Annotated in this window: 26 protein-coding genes; all 26 read right to left on the reverse strand. The window is 54.2% G+C overall.

The genetic code is table 11. From position 1 onward, the window contains the following. Window positions 1-21: 21 nt before the first annotated feature. Window positions 22-378 (reverse strand): 30S ribosomal protein S13, encoded by a 357-nt coding sequence (gene rpsM, locus V3W39_RS28240; RefSeq protein WP_003210063.1) that lies wholly within the window; start codon window positions 376-378, stop codon window positions 22-24. Window positions 379-507: 129 nt separating this feature from the next. Then, window positions 508-624 (reverse strand): 50S ribosomal protein L36, encoded by a 117-nt coding sequence (gene rpmJ, locus V3W39_RS28245; protein WP_002555468.1) that lies wholly within the window; start codon window positions 622-624, stop codon window positions 508-510. A gap of 28 nt (window positions 625-652) precedes the next feature. Continuing rightward, window positions 653-1,981, reverse strand: coding sequence for a preprotein translocase subunit SecY (gene secY / locus V3W39_RS28250; RefSeq protein WP_003210064.1), 1,329 nt, complete (start codon window positions 1,979-1,981; stop codon window positions 653-655). After that, window positions 1,982-2,419: a 50S ribosomal protein L15 gene (gene rplO / locus V3W39_RS28255; protein WP_003210066.1), complete on the reverse strand. Its 438-nt coding sequence runs from the start codon at window positions 2,417-2,419 to the stop codon at window positions 1,982-1,984. A gap of 3 nt (window positions 2,420-2,422) precedes the next feature. Next, entirely contained in the window at window positions 2,423-2,599 is a 177-nt protein-coding gene (gene rpmD / locus V3W39_RS28260) for a 50S ribosomal protein L30 (RefSeq protein WP_003186033.1), read from the reverse strand. A gap of 2 nt (window positions 2,600-2,601) precedes the next feature. Next, a complete protein-coding gene (gene rpsE / locus V3W39_RS28265; RefSeq protein ID WP_003186035.1) occupies window positions 2,602-3,102 on the reverse strand; it encodes a 30S ribosomal protein S5 in 501 nt (166 codons plus the stop codon). A gap of 3 nt (window positions 3,103-3,105) precedes the next feature. Next, window positions 3,106-3,456 (reverse strand): 50S ribosomal protein L18, encoded by a 351-nt coding sequence (gene rplR / locus V3W39_RS28270; RefSeq protein WP_003186037.1) that lies wholly within the window; start codon window positions 3,454-3,456, stop codon window positions 3,106-3,108. Window positions 3,457-3,466: 10 nt separating this feature from the next. Next, window positions 3,467-4,000 (reverse strand): 50S ribosomal protein L6, encoded by a 534-nt coding sequence (rplF, locus tag V3W39_RS28275; RefSeq protein ID WP_003176412.1) that lies wholly within the window; start codon window positions 3,998-4,000, stop codon window positions 3,467-3,469. Between the two features lie 12 nt (window positions 4,001-4,012). Continuing rightward, on the reverse strand, window positions 4,013-4,405 hold the full coding sequence (gene rpsH, locus V3W39_RS28280; RefSeq protein WP_003186040.1) for a 30S ribosomal protein S8: 393 nt from the start codon (window positions 4,403-4,405) through the stop codon (window positions 4,013-4,015). A 208-nt stretch (window positions 4,406-4,613) separates the two neighbouring features. Next, window positions 4,614-4,919: a 30S ribosomal protein S14 gene (gene rpsN / locus V3W39_RS28285; protein ID WP_003176414.1), complete on the reverse strand. Its 306-nt coding sequence runs from the start codon at window positions 4,917-4,919 to the stop codon at window positions 4,614-4,616. A gap of 13 nt (window positions 4,920-4,932) precedes the next feature. Next, window positions 4,933-5,472, reverse strand: coding sequence for a 50S ribosomal protein L5 (gene rplE, locus V3W39_RS28290; protein WP_003176415.1), 540 nt, complete (start codon window positions 5,470-5,472; stop codon window positions 4,933-4,935). Window positions 5,473-5,492: 20 nt separating this feature from the next. Next, window positions 5,493-5,807: a 50S ribosomal protein L24 gene (rplX, locus tag V3W39_RS28295; protein WP_003176416.1), complete on the reverse strand. Its 315-nt coding sequence runs from the start codon at window positions 5,805-5,807 to the stop codon at window positions 5,493-5,495. A gap of 11 nt (window positions 5,808-5,818) precedes the next feature. Continuing rightward, window positions 5,819-6,187 carry a 50S ribosomal protein L14 gene (gene rplN, locus V3W39_RS28300; RefSeq protein ID WP_002555479.1) on the reverse strand — a complete coding sequence of 123 codons (369 nt, stop codon included), beginning with the start codon at window positions 6,185-6,187 and terminating at the stop codon, window positions 5,819-5,821. A gap of 23 nt (window positions 6,188-6,210) precedes the next feature. Further along, window positions 6,211-6,477 carry a 30S ribosomal protein S17 gene (gene rpsQ / locus V3W39_RS28305; protein WP_003176419.1) on the reverse strand — a complete coding sequence of 89 codons (267 nt, stop codon included), beginning with the start codon at window positions 6,475-6,477 and terminating at the stop codon, window positions 6,211-6,213. 2 nt (window positions 6,478-6,479) lie between these two features. Continuing rightward, window positions 6,480-6,671, reverse strand: a complete 192-nt coding sequence (gene rpmC / locus V3W39_RS28310; protein WP_008030901.1) for a 50S ribosomal protein L29 — start codon at window positions 6,669-6,671, stop codon at window positions 6,480-6,482. Further along, window positions 6,671-7,084 (reverse strand): 50S ribosomal protein L16, encoded by a 414-nt coding sequence (gene rplP, locus V3W39_RS28315; RefSeq protein ID WP_045057467.1) that lies wholly within the window; start codon window positions 7,082-7,084, stop codon window positions 6,671-6,673. Before rplP ends, rpmC begins: the two co-directional genes overlap by 1 nt. A 12-nt stretch (window positions 7,085-7,096) precedes the next feature. After that, window positions 7,097-7,783, reverse strand: coding sequence for a 30S ribosomal protein S3 (gene rpsC, locus V3W39_RS28320; RefSeq protein WP_003176422.1), 687 nt, complete (start codon window positions 7,781-7,783; stop codon window positions 7,097-7,099). Window positions 7,784-7,796: 13 nt separating this feature from the next. Then, a complete protein-coding gene (rplV, locus tag V3W39_RS28325) occupies window positions 7,797-8,129 on the reverse strand; it encodes a 50S ribosomal protein L22 (protein ID WP_003210077.1) in 333 nt (110 codons plus the stop codon). A gap of 13 nt (window positions 8,130-8,142) precedes the next feature. Next, window positions 8,143-8,418 carry a 30S ribosomal protein S19 gene (rpsS, locus tag V3W39_RS28330; RefSeq protein ID WP_003232420.1) on the reverse strand — a complete coding sequence of 92 codons (276 nt, stop codon included), beginning with the start codon at window positions 8,416-8,418 and terminating at the stop codon, window positions 8,143-8,145. A 16-nt stretch (window positions 8,419-8,434) separates the two neighbouring features. Next, on the reverse strand, window positions 8,435-9,259 hold the full coding sequence (gene rplB, locus V3W39_RS28335) for a 50S ribosomal protein L2 (protein ID WP_032884535.1): 825 nt from the start codon (window positions 9,257-9,259) through the stop codon (window positions 8,435-8,437). 14 nt (window positions 9,260-9,273) lie between these two features. Next, a complete protein-coding gene (rplW, locus tag V3W39_RS28340; protein WP_002555488.1) occupies window positions 9,274-9,573 on the reverse strand; it encodes a 50S ribosomal protein L23 in 300 nt (99 codons plus the stop codon). After that, window positions 9,570-10,172, reverse strand: coding sequence for a 50S ribosomal protein L4 (rplD, locus tag V3W39_RS28345; protein WP_017135963.1), 603 nt, complete (start codon window positions 10,170-10,172; stop codon window positions 9,570-9,572). The genes rplW and rplD overlap by 4 nt, the downstream gene beginning before the upstream one ends. Before the next feature lie 12 nt (window positions 10,173-10,184). After that, window positions 10,185-10,820, reverse strand: a complete 636-nt coding sequence (rplC, locus tag V3W39_RS28350) for a 50S ribosomal protein L3 (RefSeq protein ID WP_003194649.1) — start codon at window positions 10,818-10,820, stop codon at window positions 10,185-10,187. Between the two features lie 81 nt (window positions 10,821-10,901). Then, window positions 10,902-11,213 carry a 30S ribosomal protein S10 gene (gene rpsJ, locus V3W39_RS28355; protein WP_003210084.1) on the reverse strand — a complete coding sequence of 104 codons (312 nt, stop codon included), beginning with the start codon at window positions 11,211-11,213 and terminating at the stop codon, window positions 10,902-10,904. A 141-nt stretch (window positions 11,214-11,354) separates the two neighbouring features. Further along, the gene (gene tuf / locus V3W39_RS28360; protein ID WP_048724879.1) at window positions 11,355-12,548 is read right to left on the reverse strand and encodes an elongation factor Tu; all 1,194 of its coding nucleotides are present in this window, start codon (window positions 12,546-12,548) and stop codon (window positions 11,355-11,357) included. Window positions 12,549-12,578: 30 nt separating this feature from the next. Further along, the gene (fusA, locus tag V3W39_RS28365) at window positions 12,579-14,684 is read right to left on the reverse strand and encodes an elongation factor G (protein ID WP_057724826.1); all 2,106 of its coding nucleotides are present in this window, start codon (window positions 14,682-14,684) and stop codon (window positions 12,579-12,581) included. Window positions 14,685-14,714 lie beyond the last annotated feature (30 nt).

A 14,714-nucleotide genomic window follows, 5' to 3' on the forward strand; every position in this document is an offset into this window, starting at 1 on the left:
CCTGTCGATTCGCGTGGGCGATTACTTGCGGATCGGCTTACGCGGACCTTTACGGGTACGCGCGTTAGTCTTGGTACGCTGACCGCGTACTGGAAGACCACGACGATGACGCAGACCACGGTAGCAACCGAGGTCCATCAAACGCTTGATTTTCATGTTGATTTCGCGACGCAGGTCACCTTCAGTGGTGAACTTCGCCACTTCGCCACGCAACAGCTCAATCTGCTCGTCGCTCAGATCTTTGATCTTTGCGGCTGGGTTTACCCCAGTATCTGCGCAAATTTTCTGCGCAGTAGTGCGACCAACACCATAGATGTAGGTCAGCGAGATAACAGTGTGCTTGTTATCTGGAATGTTAACGCCTGCAATACGGGCCATTCAGTGGGACTCCAATTGACAGCTACCTACGCCCCGGAAGCCAAGAAATAGGGCGCGAGATAATATCGCTGTAATAACAAATAATCAACCCGGCAGCGCACTAGCTGCCGGGCTTCAAGCGGATCACACTCAGCCTTGGCGCTGTTTGTGACGCGGTTCCGCGCTGCAAATTACTCGAACAACACCTTCGCGGCGAATAATCTTGCAGTTACGGCACAGCTTTTTCACCGATGCACGAACTTTCATCACCAACTCCTCGAACCTTATGGGGTACTCAGCGCAACATGCCGCTGCCGTAGCCCTTCAGGTTGGCTTTCTTCATCAGGGATTCGTACTGGTGCGAAACGAGGTGCGATTGTACTTGGGACATGAAGTCCATCACAACCACGACGACGATCAGCAACGAGGTCCCGCCAAGGTAGAACGGAACGTTTGCTGCAACCACCAGGAACTGGGGCAACAAGCACACGGCCGTCATATATAGAGCACCGAACATGGTCAAGCGAGTCAGAACGCCATCAATGTAGCGCGCAGACTGCTCACCTGGACGAATGCCCGGAATAAAGGCACCGGACTTCTTCAGGTTTTCCGCTACGTCTTTCGGATTGAACATCAACGCCGTATAGAAGAAGCAGAAGAAAATAATCCCTGCACTAAACAGCAGAATATTCAACGGCTGACCAGGAGCGATCGACTGCGAGATGTCCTGCAACCAGCCCATACCTTCAGACTGACCGAACCAGGCACCCAACGAAGCCGGAAACAGCAAAATGCTGCTCGCGAAAATGGCAGGAATAACCCCGGCCATGTTCACTTTCAGCGGCAAGTGGCTGGTCTGCGCGGCAAAGACCTTACGGCCCTGCTGACGCTTGGCGTAGTGAACAGCAATACGACGCTGGCCACGCTCAATGAACACCACAAAACCGATAATCGCTACTGCCAACAAACCGATGGCAACCAGGGCGAAGATATTGATATCACCCTGACGTGCAGACTCGAAAGACTGCCCAATCGCTCTCGGAAGACCGGCAACGATACCTGCGAAAATCAACATCGAGATACCGTTACCAACACCACGCTCAGTAATCTGCTCACCCAGCCACATCATGAACATCGCACCAGCCACAAAAGTGGATACCGCGACGAAATGGAAGCCAAAGTCACCAGTGAACGCAACACCCTGCCCAGCCAGGCCAACGGACATGCCGATAGCTTGGACCAGGGCAAGGATGACAGTGCCGTAGCGGGTGTACTGGCTTATCTTGCGACGGCCAGCTTCACCTTCCTTCTTCAACTGCTCCAGCTGCGGGCTGACGGCGGTCATCAGTTGCATGATGATCGATGCCGAGATGTACGGCATGATCCCCAGTGCAAAGATGCTCATCCGTTCCAGCGCGCCGCCGGAAAACATGTTGAACAAGCTAAGAATGGTCCCCTCATTCTGTCGAAACAGGTCTGCGAGTCGGTCCGGGTTGATACCTGGAACCGGGATGTGTGCGCCTATTCGGTAGACGATAATCGCCAGGAACAGAAAACGCAGACGAGCCCAAAGTTCAGACATACCGCCTTTGCCGAGCGCTGAGAGAGCACCTTGCTTAGCCATTTATTCCTCGAACTTGCCGCCAGCTGCTTCGATAGCCGAACGCGCACCTTTGGTGGCGCCGATTCCCTTGCCGATAGTGACAGCGCGAGTCACTTCACCGGACAGCATGATTTTCACACGCTGTACGTTGACGTTGATCACGTTGGCATCTTTCAGGGTCTGCACGGTAACGATGTCGCCTTCCACTTTGGCCAGCTCGGACAAACGCACTTCTGCGCGGTCCATGGCTTTCAGGGAAACGAAACCGAACTTCGGCAGGCGACGATGCAGCGGCTGTTGACCGCCTTCAAAGCCTGGAGCGATGGTGCCACCGGAGCGGGAAGACTGACCTTTGTGGCCACGGCCACCGGTCTTGCCCAAACCACTACCGATACCACGGCCCGGACGATGCTTTTCGCGACGGGAACCCGGCGCTGGACTCAGATCATTGAGTTTCATCGATTAACCCTCGACACGCAGCATGTAGTAAGCCTTGTTGATCATCCCGCGATTCTCGGGAGTATCAAGTACTTCTACAGTGTGACCGATGCGACGCAGACCCAAACCCTTAACGCACAATTTGTGGTTAGGGATGCGGCCGGTCATGCTTTTGATCAGCGTTACTTTAACGGTAGCCATGATCAGAAGATCTCCTTGACGCTTTTGCCACGCTTGGCGGCAATGGATTCAGGAGACTGCATAGCTTTCAAACCCTTGAAAGTGGCGTGAACCACGTTTACCGGGTTAGTCGAGCCGTAGCACTTGGCCAGAACGTTCTGAACGCCAGCAACTTCGAGGACAGCACGCATAGCGCCGCCAGCGATGATACCGGTACCTTCAGAGGCAGGCTGCATGTACACCTTCGAAGCGCCGTGAGCGGACTTCATTGCGTACTGCAGAGTGGTGCCGTTCAGATCAACTTGGATCATGTTGCGACGAGCAGCTTCCATTGCCTTCTGGATCGCGGCAGGCACTTCACGTGACTTGCCACGGCCGAAGCCAACGCGCCCTTTACCATCACCCACCACGGTCAACGCGGTGAAAGTGAAGATACGGCCGCCTTTAACGGTTTTGGCTACGCGGTTAACTTGAACCAGCTTCTCAATGTAGCCTTCGTCGCGCTTTTGGTCGTTATTTGACATAACTTAGAACTCCAGCCCAGCTTCACGAGCAGCATCAGCCAGCGCTTTCACGCGACCGTGGTACTTGAAGCCAGAGCGGTCGAAAGCCACTTGCGAGACGCCAGCGGCCTTAGCACGCGTAGCGACCAGCTGGCCAACCTTAGTGGCCGCGTCGATGTTGCCAGTGGCACCATCACGCAGTTCTTTATCCAAAGTCGAGGCGCTTGCCAGGACTTTGTTGCCGTCGGCCGAGATGACCTGGGCGTAGATGTGCTGCGACGAGCGGAACACGCAGAGACGCACGACTTCGAGTTCGTGCATTTTCAGGCGTGCTTTGCGAGCGCGACGCAGTCGAGTAACTTTTTTGTCGGTCATTTGCTATGCCCTACTTCTTCTTGGCTTCTTTACGACGGACGACTTCGTCCGCGTAGCGCACACCTTTGCCTTTGTACGGCTCTGGTGGACGGAAGTCGCGGATCTCAGCGGCCACCTGACCTACCAGCTGCTTATCGATACCCTTGATCAGGATGTCGGTTTGGCTAGGGGTCTCAGCGGTGATGCCTTCCGGCAGTTCGTAATCCACTGGGTGCGAGAAGCCAAGGGCCAGGTTCAAAACCGTGCCTTTTGCTTGCGCTTTGTAACCAACACCGACCAGCTGGAGCTTACGCTCGAAGCCTTGGCTTACGCCTTGGACCATGTTGTTTACCAACGCACGAGTGGTACCGGCCATTGCGCGAGTTTGTTGATCGCCATTGCGAGCAGCGAAACGCAGCTCACCAGCTTCTTCAACGATCTCAACGGACGAATGGATGTTCAGTTCCAGAGTGCCCTTGGCACCCTTCACCGAAAGCTGTTGGCCTGCGAATTTTACTTCGACACCGGCTGGCAGCTTAACGGGGTTCTTAGCGACGCGTGACATGCTTATCCCCCCTTAGAACACAGTGCAAAGAACTTCGCCGCCGACACCGGCAGCGCGCGCAGCACGATCCGTCATCACACCTTTGTTGGTGGAGACGATAGACACACCGAGACCGCCACGAACTTTTGGCAGATCGTCGACGGACTTGTACTGACGCAGGCCTGGACGGCTAACGCGCTTCACTTCCTCGATGACCGGACGGCCTTCGAAGTACTTCAGCTCGATGGACAGCAGTGGTTTGATTTCGCTGCTGATCTGATAACCCGCAATGTAGCCTTCGTCTTTCAGGACTTTGGCAACAGCTACCTTCAACGTGGAAGATGGCATGCTTACGACGGACTTTTCAGCCATCTGGGCATTACGGATACGAGTTAGCATGTCCGCTAACGGGTCCTGCATACTCATGGCTAGACGCTCCTAATACAAAAAAATTAGCCTTGCGGCCATTACGTGTCGCCGAGAATCTCCGAGCACAAAACACACGGGCTCAGGCGAGCCGCGTATTTTAGACACACTCCGGAAATGAAACAAGCCCCAAAAGGGGCTTGTTCCAGATTCAAGGCCACCGGTGGTCAGTATCTTGCGATCCTGGCCACCGAGACTTCGAAAGTACTTACCAGCTGGCTTTAACCAGACCTGGTACGTCACCACGCATTGCCGCTTCACGCAGTTTGTTACGGCCGAGGCCGAACTTGCGGTAAACGCCGTGTGGACGACCGGTCAGGCGGCAGCGGTTACGCATGCGCGAAGCGCTTGCGTCACGTGGCTGCTTCTGCAGAGCAACTGTAGCTTCCCAACGCGCTTCTGGACTTGCGTTCAGATCAACGATGATTGCTTTCAGTGCTGCACGCTTCTTGGCGTACTTGGCAACCGTGAGCTGACGCTTCAGCTCGCGGTTTTTCATGCTCATCTTGGCCATGGTCCTACTCCAATCAGTTGCGGAACGGGAATTTGAACGCACGCAGCAGAGCGCGGCCTTCATCATCGTTCTTGGCAGTGGTGGTCAGGGTGATGTCCAGACCGCGGAGAGCATCGATCTTGTCGTAGTCGATTTCCGGGAAGATGATCTGCTCTTTAACGCCCATGCTGTAGTTACCACGACCATCGAAGGACTTGGCATTCAGGCCGCGGAAGTCGCGGACCCGAGGCAGGGAGATCGACAGCAGACGATCCAGGAATTCGTACATACGCTCACGGCGCAGAGTCACTTTGACGCCGATCGGCCAACCTTCACGGACTTTAAAGCCAGCGATGGATTTCCGAGCGTAAGTCACAACGACTTTCTGACCGGTGATCTTTTCCAGGTCGGCAACAGCGTGCTCGATGACTTTTTTGTCACCGACCGCTTCGCCCAGACCCATGTTCAGGGTGATTTTTGTAACGCGTGGAACTTCCATCACGTTCGAAAGCTTAAGTTCTTCCTTAAGCTTCGGTGCGATTTCCTTCCAGTAAATCTCTTTTAGTCGTGCCATGGTCTTCTACCTAGCAGTGTTCAAGCATCAACCGCTTTTTGGGTCGACTTGAAGACACGAATTTTCTTGCCGTCTTCTACTTTGAAACCAACGCGATCAGCCTTGTTGGTTTCGCCGTTGAAAATGGCGACGTTAGAAGCGTCCAGTGGAGCTTCTTTTTCGACGATACCGCCTTGCACGCCCGACATCGGGTTAGGCTTGGTATGACGCTTAACCAGGTTCAAACCACCGATAACCAGACGGTTATTAGCGAGAACCTTAAGCACCTTACCGCGCTTACCTTTGTCTTTGCCGGCGATCACGATGATCTCGTCGTCACGACGAATCTTTTGCATGTCGGATCTCCTTACAGCACTTCTGGGGCGAGCGAGACGATCTTCATGAACTTCTCAGTACGAAGTTCACGGGTCACTGGCCCAAAGATACGGGTGCCGATCGGCTCTTGCTTGTTGTTCAGAAGAACAGCAGCGTTGCCATCAAAGCGGATAATGGAGCCATCAGCACGACGTACGCCGTGACGAGTGCGGACTACAACAGCAGTCATCACTTGGCCTTTTTTCACTTTACCGCGAGGAATTGCTTCCTTCACGGTAACTTTGATGATGTCACCGATACCAGCGTAACGACGATGGGAGCCACCCAGCACCTTGATGCACATAACGCGGCGTGCGCCGCTGTTATCGGCCACATCGAGCATGGATTGAGTCTGAATCATATAATTTCTCCGACCCCTAGTCCTTAGACTTCCACAGCGCGTTCGAGAACATCAACCAGCGCCCAAGACTTGGTCTTGGCCAGCGGACGAGTTTCACGAATAGTGACCTTGTCGCCGATGTGGCACTGATTGGTTTCGTCGTGCGCGTGCAGCTTAGTCGAACGCTTAACGTATTTACCGTAGATCGGGTGCTTTACGCGACGCTCGATCAGAACGGTGATGGTCTTGTCCATTTTGTCGCTGACAACACGGCCAGTCAGCGTACGGACGGTTTTTTCGGCTTCAGCCATGATTACTTACCTGCCTGCTGTTTGAGCACAGTCTTCACGCGAGCGATGTCACGCTTAACTTGCCGGAGCAGGTGAGACTGCCCCAACTGGCCAGTTGCTTTCTGCATGCGCAGATTGAACTGGTCGCGCAGCAGGCCGAGCAGTTGCTCGTTAAGCTGCGGCGCGTCTTTTTCACGAAGTTCATTCGCTTTCATCACATCACCGTCCGTTTAACAAAGGCGGTGGCGAGCGGCAGCTTTGCAGCAGCCAGGGCAAAAGCCTCACGCGCCAGCTCTTCAGTTACACCCTCGATTTCATACAGGACTTTACCTGGCTGAATCTGGGCAACCCAGTACTCCACACTACCCTTACCTTTACCCATACGAACTTCGAGGGGCTTTTTGGAAATAGGCTTGTCCGGGAATACACGGATCCAGATCTTGCCGCCACGTTTAACGTGACGGGTCAGAGCACGACGCGCTGACTCGATCTGACGAGCGGTGAGACGACCACGAGCTACAGACTTCAGCGCATATTCGCCGAAGCTGACTTTGCTACCGCGCTGAGCCAGACCACGGTTGTGGCCTGTCATCTGCTTGCGGAACTTCGTACGCTTTGGTTGCAACATTTGGCGTACCCCTTACTTAGCAGCTTTTTTACGAGGCGCTGGTGCTTGTGGTTTCAGTTCTTCTTGGCGACCACCAATTACTTCGCCTTTGAAGATCCAAACCTTTACACCGATCACACCGTAAGTGGTGTGAGCTTCGTAGTTGGCATAGTCGATGTCGGCACGCAGGGTGTGCAACGGCACACGACCTTCGCGATACCATTCAGTACGTGCGATTTCAGCACCGCCGAGACGACCGCTCACTTGGATTTTGATGCCTTTGGCACCAATGCGCATGGCGTTCTGTACTGCGCGCTTCATAGCGCGACGGAACATTACACGACGCTCCAGCTGCTGAGCTACGCTCTGCGCAACCAGCATACCGTCGAGCTCCGGCTTGCGGATCTCTTCGATATTGATGTGCACAGGCACACCCATTTGCTTGGTCAGGTCCTGACGCAGTTTCTCAACATCTTCACCTTTCTTCCCGATAACGATACCTGGACGAGCGGTGTGGATGGTGATACGTGCAGTTTGAGCAGGACGATGGATATCGATACGGCTCACGGACGCGCTTTTTAGTTTGTCTTGGAGATACTCACGCACCTTCAGATCAGCGAACAAGTAGTCCGCATAAGTCCGACCGTCTGCGTACCAGACGGAGGTGTGCTCCTTGACGATTCCCAGGCGAATGCCAATGGGATGTACTTTCTGACCCATCTCTTCGACTCCGTTACTTGTCAGCAACCTTGACAGTGATATGGCAAGACCGCTTGACGATGCGATCAGCTCGGCCTTTGGCACGAGGCATGATGCGCTTCAGCGAACGCCCTTCGTTGACGAAAACGGTGCTGACCTTAAGGTCATCAACGTCTGCGCCTTCGTTGTGCTCGGCGTTGGCTACGGCCGACTCCAGCACTTTCTTGATGATCTCGGCGGCTTTCTTACTGCTGAAAGCCAACAGGTTGAGCGCTTCGCCCACCTTCTTCCCGCGGATCTGGTCGGCGACCAAGCGGGCTTTCTGGGCGGAGATTCGAGCGCCCGACAACTTAGCGGCTACTTCCATCGTTCCTTACCCCTTAACGCTTGGCTTTCTTGTCTGCCACGTGCCCACGATATGTGCGGGTACCGGCAAACTCGCCTAGTTTGTGGCCGACCATGTCTTCGTTCACAAGAACTGGAACATGTAGGCGACCGTTATGCACTGCAATGGTCAAACCGACCATTTGTGGCAGGATCATCGAACGACGCGACCAGGTTTTCACCGGCTTGCGATCGTTCTTTTCCGCCGCCACTTCGATCTTCTTCAGTAGGTGAAGATCAATAAAAGGACCTTTTTTCAGAGAACGTGGCACTGTCGTATCCCTCTATTTACTTGCGACGACGGACGATCATTTTGTCGGTACGCTTATTACCACGAGTCTTCGCGCCCTTAGTCGGGAAGCCCCATGGCGATACCGGATGACGACCACCAGAGGTACGACCTTCACCACCACCGTGTGGGTGGTCAACCGGGTTCATGGCAACACCACGAACGGTTGGGCGAACGCCACGCCAGCGTTTGGCACCAGCTTTACCCAGCGAACGCAGGCTGTGCTCGGAGTTCGAGACTTCGCCCAGGGTCGCACGGCACTCAGCCAGTACTTTACGCATTTCACCAGAGCGCAGACGCAGGGTCACGTAGACACCTTCACGAGCGATCAGCTGAGCCGAAGCACCAGCGGAACGAGCGATTTGCGCGCCTTTACCCGGCTTCAATTCGATGCCGTGTACGGTGCTACCAACTGGAATGTTGCGCAGTTGCAGAGCGTTGCCCGGCTTGATCGGCGCCAAGGCACCTGCGATCAGCTGGTCACCAGCACTCACGCCTTTAGGGGCGATGATGTAGCGACGCTCGCCATCTGCGTACAGCAGCAGAGCGATGTGAGCAGTACGGTTTGGATCGTATTCGATACGCTCGACAGTGGCAGTGATGCCATCTTTGTCGTTGCGACGGAAATCGACCAGACGATAATGCTGCTTATGGCCACCACCGATGTGACGAGTGGTAATGCGACCATTGTTGTTACGACCACCAGTCTTCGATTTCTTCTCGAGCAGCGGTGCGTGAGGAGCGCCTTTATGCAGCTCCTGGTTGACCACCTTGACCACAAAACGGCGGCCAGGGGAAGTCGGTTTGCATTTAACGATTGCCATGATGCACCCCTTCCTTACTCAGCACTGCTGCTGAAATCGAGATCTTGGCCTGGCTGAAGGGAGATAACTGCCTTCTTCCAGTCATTACGCTTGCCCAGACCGCGAGCAGTGCGCTTGCTCTTACCCAGAACATTCAGGGTAGTAACACGCTCTACTTTCACGCTGAACAGGCTTTCGACGGCCTTCTTGATTTCCAGCTTGGTTGCGTCAGTTGCAACCTTGAAAACGAACTGGCCTTTCTTGTCAGCCAGAACCGTAGCCTTTTCGGAAACGTGCGGGCCAAGCAGAACTTTAAATACGCGTTCCTGGTTCATCCCAGCAGCTCCTCGAATTTCTTCACGGCCGACACGGTGATCAACACCTTGTCGTATGCGATCAGACTAACTGGATCGGAACCTTGCACGTCACGTACATCAACGTGTGGCAGGTTGCGAGCAGCCAGGTACAGGTTCTGATCAACAGCTTCAGACACGATCAAAACATCGGTCAGGCTCATGTTGTTCAGTTTGCCCAGCAGATCTTTGGTTTTTGGACTTTCAACAGCGAAGTCCTGAACCACGACCAGACGATCAGTACGCACGAGTTCAGCAAGGATGGAGCGCAGTGCTGCGCGGTACATCTTCTTGTTGAGCTTCTGAGTGTGATCCTGTGGACGAGCTGCGAAAGTGGTACCGCCGCCACGCCAGATTGGGCTACGGATAGTACCGGCACGAGCACGGCCAGTGCCTTTCTGACGCCAAGGGCGCTTACCGCCACCACGTACGTCGGAACGGGTCTTTTGCTGCTTGCTACCTTGACGGCCGCCGGCCATGTAGGCCACGACTGCTTGGTGAACCAGCGTCTCGTTGAATTCGCCGCCAAATGTCAGTTCGGAAACTTCGATCGCTTGAGCGTCATTTACATTTAATTGCATGTCAGCTTCCCCTTAACCGCGAGCCTTGGCCGCTGGACGTACAACCAGGTTGCCGCCAGTAGCGCCAGGAACAGCACCCTTGACCAACAACAGATTGCGTTCAGCGTCGACGCGCACTACTTCGAGGGACTGCACGGTCACGCGCTCAGCGCCCATATGACCGGACATTTTTTTGCCCTTGAATACACGACCAGGAGTCTGGCACTGGCCAATAGAGCCCGGGACGCGGTGGGAAACGGAGTTACCGTGAGTGTTGTCTTGGCCACGGAAATTCCAACGCTTGATCGTACCCTGGAAGCCTTTACCCTTGGACTGACCGGTTACATCAACCAGTTGACCAGCGGCGAAGATTTCAGCGTTGATCAGATCGCCAGCCTGGTAGTCGCCGTCTTCAAGACGGAACTCCATAACAGTACGACCAGCTGCAACGTTTGCTTTAGCGAAGTGACCTGCTTGAGCAGCAGTCACACGCGAAGCACGACGCTCGCCGACAGTGACTTGCACTGCACGATAGCCATCGGTTTCTTCAGTTTTAAACTGGGTGACGCGATTCGGTTCGATCTCAATGACCGTGACCGGAATGGAGACACCTTCTTCGGTGAAAATACGGGTCATACCGCATTTACGACCGACTACACCAATAGTCATGTTGTAAACCTCATGAGTGTACGGGGCTTTCACCCGCTATGGCCGCCCATTTCAGAGCGTTACACGACTAAGACCCAAGTCTTAGCCGAGGCTGATCTGTACTTCCACACCGGCCGCCAGATCAAGCTTCATAAGTGCATCAACGGTTTTATCCGTTGGCAGGACGATGTCCAGCACGCGCTTATGAGTACGGATCTCGTACTGGTCACGCGCGTCTTTGTTGACGTGCGGGGAGACCAGAACGGTGAACCGTTCTTTACGGGTAGGCAGTGGAATTGGACCACGCACTTGAGCACCAGTACGTTTCGCGGTTTCCACGATTTCCTGGGTGGATTGGTCGATCAGTTTGTGGTCAAAAGCCTTCAACCTGATACGAATTTGCTGATTTGCCATTGGATTTCAGACTCCGGCTGCTATTCCCAGCGAGCGCAACACGCCCGTTAAAAGGAGGCGCAATTCTATAGACGCCCCATATGGGTGTCAACTCAATAAAAAAGCCCCCGCTAAGCGGGGGCTTTTTCAAGTCATCACTTATTAAGCGATGATTTTGGCTACGACGCCAGCGCCGACGGTACGACCGCCTTCACGGATAGCGAAACGCAGACCATCTTCCATTGCGATGGTTTTGATCAGGGTGACAACCATTTTGATGTTGTCGCCTGGCATTACCATTTCAACGCCTTCCGGCAGTTCGCAGTTACCGGTCACGTCAGTGGTCCGGAAGTAGAACTGTGGACGGTAGCCTTTGAAGAACGGAGTGTGACGACCGCCTTCTTCTTTGCTCAACACGTACACTTCAGCTTCGAAGGTAGTGTGCGGCTTAACCGAACCTGGCTTGACCAGAACCTGGCCACGCTCAACGTCGTCACGCTTGGTACCACGCAGCAGAACGCCGCAGTTCTCGCCTGCACGACCTTCGTCGAGCAGTTTACGGAACATTTCAACACCGGTGCAGGTGGTGACGGTAGTGTCACGCAGACCAACGATTTCCAGTGGATCTTGAACCTTAACGATACCGCGCTCGATACGACCAGTCACAACAGTACCGCGACCGGAGATCGAGAATACGTCTTCGATTGGCATCAGGAACGGTTTGTCGATAACACGAACCGGGTCTGGAATGTAGCTATCCAGAGTCTCAACCAGTTTCCGTACGGAAGTGGTGCCCATTTCGTTGTCGTCTTTGCCTTCCAGAGCCATACGAGCAGAACCGATGATGATCGGAGTGTCGTCGCCTGGGAAGTCGTAAGTGCTCAGCAGATCGCGCACTTCCATCTCAACCAGTTCCAGCAGCTCAGCGTCGTCTACCAGGTCAGCCTTGTTCAGGTAAACCACGATGTACGGAACGCCAACCTGACGGGACAGCAGGATGTGCTCACGGGTTTGCGGCATCGGACCATCAGCGGCCGAACAAACCAGGATCGCGCCGTCCATCTGGGCAGCACCGGTGATCATGTTCTTCACATAGTCAGCGTGACCTGGGCAGTCAACGTGAGCGTAGTGACGGATCAGCGAGTTGTATTCAACGTGAGCGGTGTTGATGGTGATACCACGAGCTTTTTCTTCTGGCGCGCTGTCGATCTTGTCGAAGTCAACGATAGCCGAACCGAAAATTTCGGAGCAAACACGAGTCAGAGCAGCAGTCAGCGTAGTTTTACCGTGGTCAACGTGACCGATGGTGCCAACGTTGACGTGCGGTAGGGAACGATCAAATTTTTCTTTAGCCACGACAATTAACTCCTTGCCTAAAGGACTGAATCAGCCTTGTTTTTTGGATACAGTTTCAGCGATGTGCGCCGGAGCTGTGTTGTATTTTTTGAATTCCATAGAGTAGCTTGCGCGACCCTGAGACATGGAACGAACGTCGGTCGCATAACCGAACATCTCGCCCAACGGAACCTCGGCACGAATCACTTTGCCGGAAACCGTATCTTCCATACCCAAGATCATGCCGCGACGACGGTTAAGGTCGCCCATCACGTCACCCATGTAGTCTTCAGGCGTAACGACTTCTACTGCCATGATTGGCTCAAGCAACTCACCACCGCCCTTCTGGGCCAGTTGCTTGGTAGCCATGGAAGCAGCCACCTTAAACGCCATCTCGTTGGAGTCGACGTCGTGGTAAGAACCGTCAAAAACGGTCGCCTTCAGGCCGATGAGCGGATAGCCGGCAACAACACCGTTCTTCATCTGCTCTTCGATACCCTTCTGGATAGCCGGGATGTATTCCTTAGGAACAACACCGCCCACTACTTCGTTCACGAATTGCAGACCTTCCTGACCTTCATCAGCAGGAGCAAAACGGATCCAGCAATGGCCGAACTGGCCACGACCGCCGGATTGACGAACGAATTTGCCTTCGATTTCACAGTTCTTCGTGATGCGCTCACGATAGGAAACCTGAGGCTTACCGATGTTGGCTTCGACGTTGAACTCACGGCGCATCCGGTCAACCAGGATGTCCAGGTGAAGCTCGCCCATGCCGGAGATGATCGTTTGACCAGTCTCTTCATCAGTCTTGACGCGGAAAGATGGATCTTCCTGAGCAAGCTTGCCCAGAGCGATACCCATTTTTTCCTGGTCATCCTTGGTCTTAGGCTCAACGGCAACCGAAATAACCGGCTCCGGGAAGTCCATGCGAACCAGGATGATTGGCTTGTCAGCGTTGCACAAAGTTTCACCAGTGGTGACGTCCTTCATGCCGATCAAGGCCGCGATGTCACCAGCGCGCACTTCCTTGATCTCTTCGCGGGCGTTTGCGTGCATTTGCACCATACGACCCACGCGCTCTTTCTTGCCTTTAACCGAGTTGATCACGCCGTCACCGGAGTTCAACACGCCCGAGTAAACGCGGACGAAGGTCAAGGTACCCACGAATGGGTCAGTGGCAATTTTAAATGCCAGAGCGGAGAACGGTTCTGCGTCGTCTGCATGACGCTCCAGCTCGATAGTCTCGTCATCCGGGTCAGTACCCTTGATGGCAGGAATATCCACTGGTGCCGGCAGGTAGTCGATCACAGCATCGAGAACCAGGGGAACACCCTTGTTCTTGAACGAGGAACCGCAAACAGCCAAGACGATCTCACCAGCGATAGTACGCTGACGCAGAGCGGCCTTGATTTCCGCGTTGGTGAGCTCTTCACCTTCGAGGTACTTGTTCATCAGCTCTTCGTTGGCTTCGGCCGCAGCTTCAACCATGTTGTTGCGCCACTCGTCAGCCAATTCCTGCAGTTCAGCAGGGATAGGCTTGCGAACAGGAACCATACCTTTGTCAGCATCGTTCCAGTAAACAGCTTCCATGGTCAGCAGATCGATCTGCCCCTGGAAGTTGTCTTCGGAACCGATAGCCAACTGGATTGGCACTGGAGTGTGACCCAGGCGCTGCTTGATCTGACCGATCACGCGCAGGAAGTTCGCACCAGCACGGTCCATCTTGTTTACGTAAACAAGACGTGGAACGCCGTATTTGTTGGCTTGACGCCATACGGTTTCCGACTGAGGCTCAACACCCGAGGTGCCGCAGAACACAACGACAGCGCCGTCGAGTACGCGCAGGGAACGTTCAACTTCAATGGTGAAGTCTACGTGGCCCGGGGTATCGATTACGTTGAAGCGGTGCTCATCCTTGTACTGCTTCTCAGAACCTTTCCAGAAGGCGGTAATAGCAGCAGAAGTAATGGTAATACCACGCTCCTGCTCCTGAACCATCCAGTCTGTGGTCGCGGCGCCGTCATGCACCTCGCCCATCTTGTGACTTTTGCCGGTGTAAAAAAGGACGCGCTCGGTGGTGGTGGTTTTACCAGCATCCACGTGAGCGACGATACCGATGTTACGGTAGCGACTAATCGGAGTAGTACGAGCCATAAAGCCCTCGCAAAATTAGTGAAGCTAGAA

Origin of the sequence: Pseudomonas sp. Z18(2022), assembly GCF_036346535.1 — a bacterium.
GTDB lineage: Bacteria > Pseudomonadota > Gammaproteobacteria > Pseudomonadales > Pseudomonadaceae > Aquipseudomonas > Aquipseudomonas yamanorum_A.

Bases quoted from the DNA above. Each gene is read 5' to 3' on its own strand.
- rpsM (WP_003210063.1), bottom strand. From the start codon at position 378: ATGGCCCGTATTGCAGGCGTTAACATTCCAGATAACAAGCACACTGTT.
- rpmJ (WP_002555468.1), bottom strand. From the start codon at position 624: ATGAAAGTTCGTGCATCGGTGAAAAAGCTGTGCCGTAACTGCAAGATT.
- secY (WP_003210064.1), bottom strand. From the start codon at position 1,981: ATGGCTAAGCAAGGTGCTCTCTCAGCGCTCGGCAAAGGCGGTATGTCT.
- rplO (WP_003210066.1), bottom strand. From the start codon at position 2,419: ATGAAACTCAATGATCTGAGTCCAGCGCCGGGTTCCCGTCGCGAAAAG.
- rpmD (WP_003186033.1), bottom strand. From the start codon at position 2,599: ATGGCTACCGTTAAAGTAACGCTGATCAAAAGCATGACCGGCCGCATC.
- rpsE (WP_003186035.1), bottom strand. From the start codon at position 3,102: ATGTCAAATAACGACCAAAAGCGCGACGAAGGCTACATTGAGAAGCTG.
- rplR (WP_003186037.1), bottom strand. From the start codon at position 3,456: ATGACCGACAAAAAAGTTACTCGACTGCGTCGCGCTCGCAAAGCACGC.
- rplF (WP_003176412.1), bottom strand. From the start codon at position 4,000: ATGTCACGCGTCGCTAAGAACCCCGTTAAGCTGCCAGCCGGTGTCGAA.
- rpsH (WP_003186040.1), bottom strand. From the start codon at position 4,405: ATGAGTATGCAGGACCCGTTAGCGGACATGCTAACTCGTATCCGTAAT.
- rpsN (WP_003176414.1), bottom strand. From the start codon at position 4,919: ATGGCCAAGATGAGCATGAAAAACCGCGAGCTGAAGCGTCAGCTCACG.
- rplE (WP_003176415.1), bottom strand. From the start codon at position 5,472: ATGGCACGACTAAAAGAGATTTACTGGAAGGAAATCGCACCGAAGCTT.
- rplX (WP_003176416.1), bottom strand. From the start codon at position 5,807: ATGCAAAAGATTCGTCGTGACGACGAGATCATCGTGATCGCCGGCAAA.
- rplN (WP_002555479.1), bottom strand. From the start codon at position 6,187: ATGATTCAGACTCAATCCATGCTCGATGTGGCCGATAACAGCGGCGCA.
- rpsQ (WP_003176419.1), bottom strand. From the start codon at position 6,477: ATGGCTGAAGCCGAAAAAACCGTCCGTACGCTGACTGGCCGTGTTGTC.
- rpmC (WP_008030901.1), bottom strand. From the start codon at position 6,671: ATGAAAGCGAATGAACTTCGTGAAAAAGACGCGCCGCAGCTTAACGAG.
- rplP (WP_045057467.1), bottom strand. From the start codon at position 7,084: ATGTTGCAACCAAAGCGTACGAAGTTCCGCAAGCAGATGACAGGCCAC.
- rpsC (WP_003176422.1), bottom strand. From the start codon at position 7,783: ATGGGTCAGAAAGTACATCCCATTGGCATTCGCCTGGGAATCGTCAAG.
- rplV (WP_003210077.1), bottom strand. From the start codon at position 8,129: ATGGAAGTAGCCGCTAAGTTGTCGGGCGCTCGAATCTCCGCCCAGAAA.
- rplB (WP_032884535.1), bottom strand. From the start codon at position 9,259: ATGGCAATCGTTAAATGCAAACCGACTTCCCCTGGCCGCCGTTTTGTG.
- rplW (WP_002555488.1), bottom strand. From the start codon at position 9,573: ATGAACCAGGAACGCGTATTTAAAGTTCTGCTTGGCCCGCACGTTTCC.
- rplD (WP_017135963.1), bottom strand. From the start codon at position 10,172: ATGCAATTAAATGTAAATGACGCTCAAGCGATCGAAGTTTCCGAACTG.
- rplC (WP_003194649.1), bottom strand. From the start codon at position 10,820: ATGACTATTGGTGTAGTCGGTCGTAAATGCGGTATGACCCGTATTTTC.
- rpsJ (WP_003210084.1), bottom strand. From the start codon at position 11,213: ATGGCAAATCAGCAAATTCGTATCAGGTTGAAGGCTTTTGACCACAAA.
- fusA (WP_057724826.1), bottom strand. From the start codon at position 14,684: ATGGCTCGTACTACTCCGATTAGTCGCTACCGTAACATCGGTATCGTC.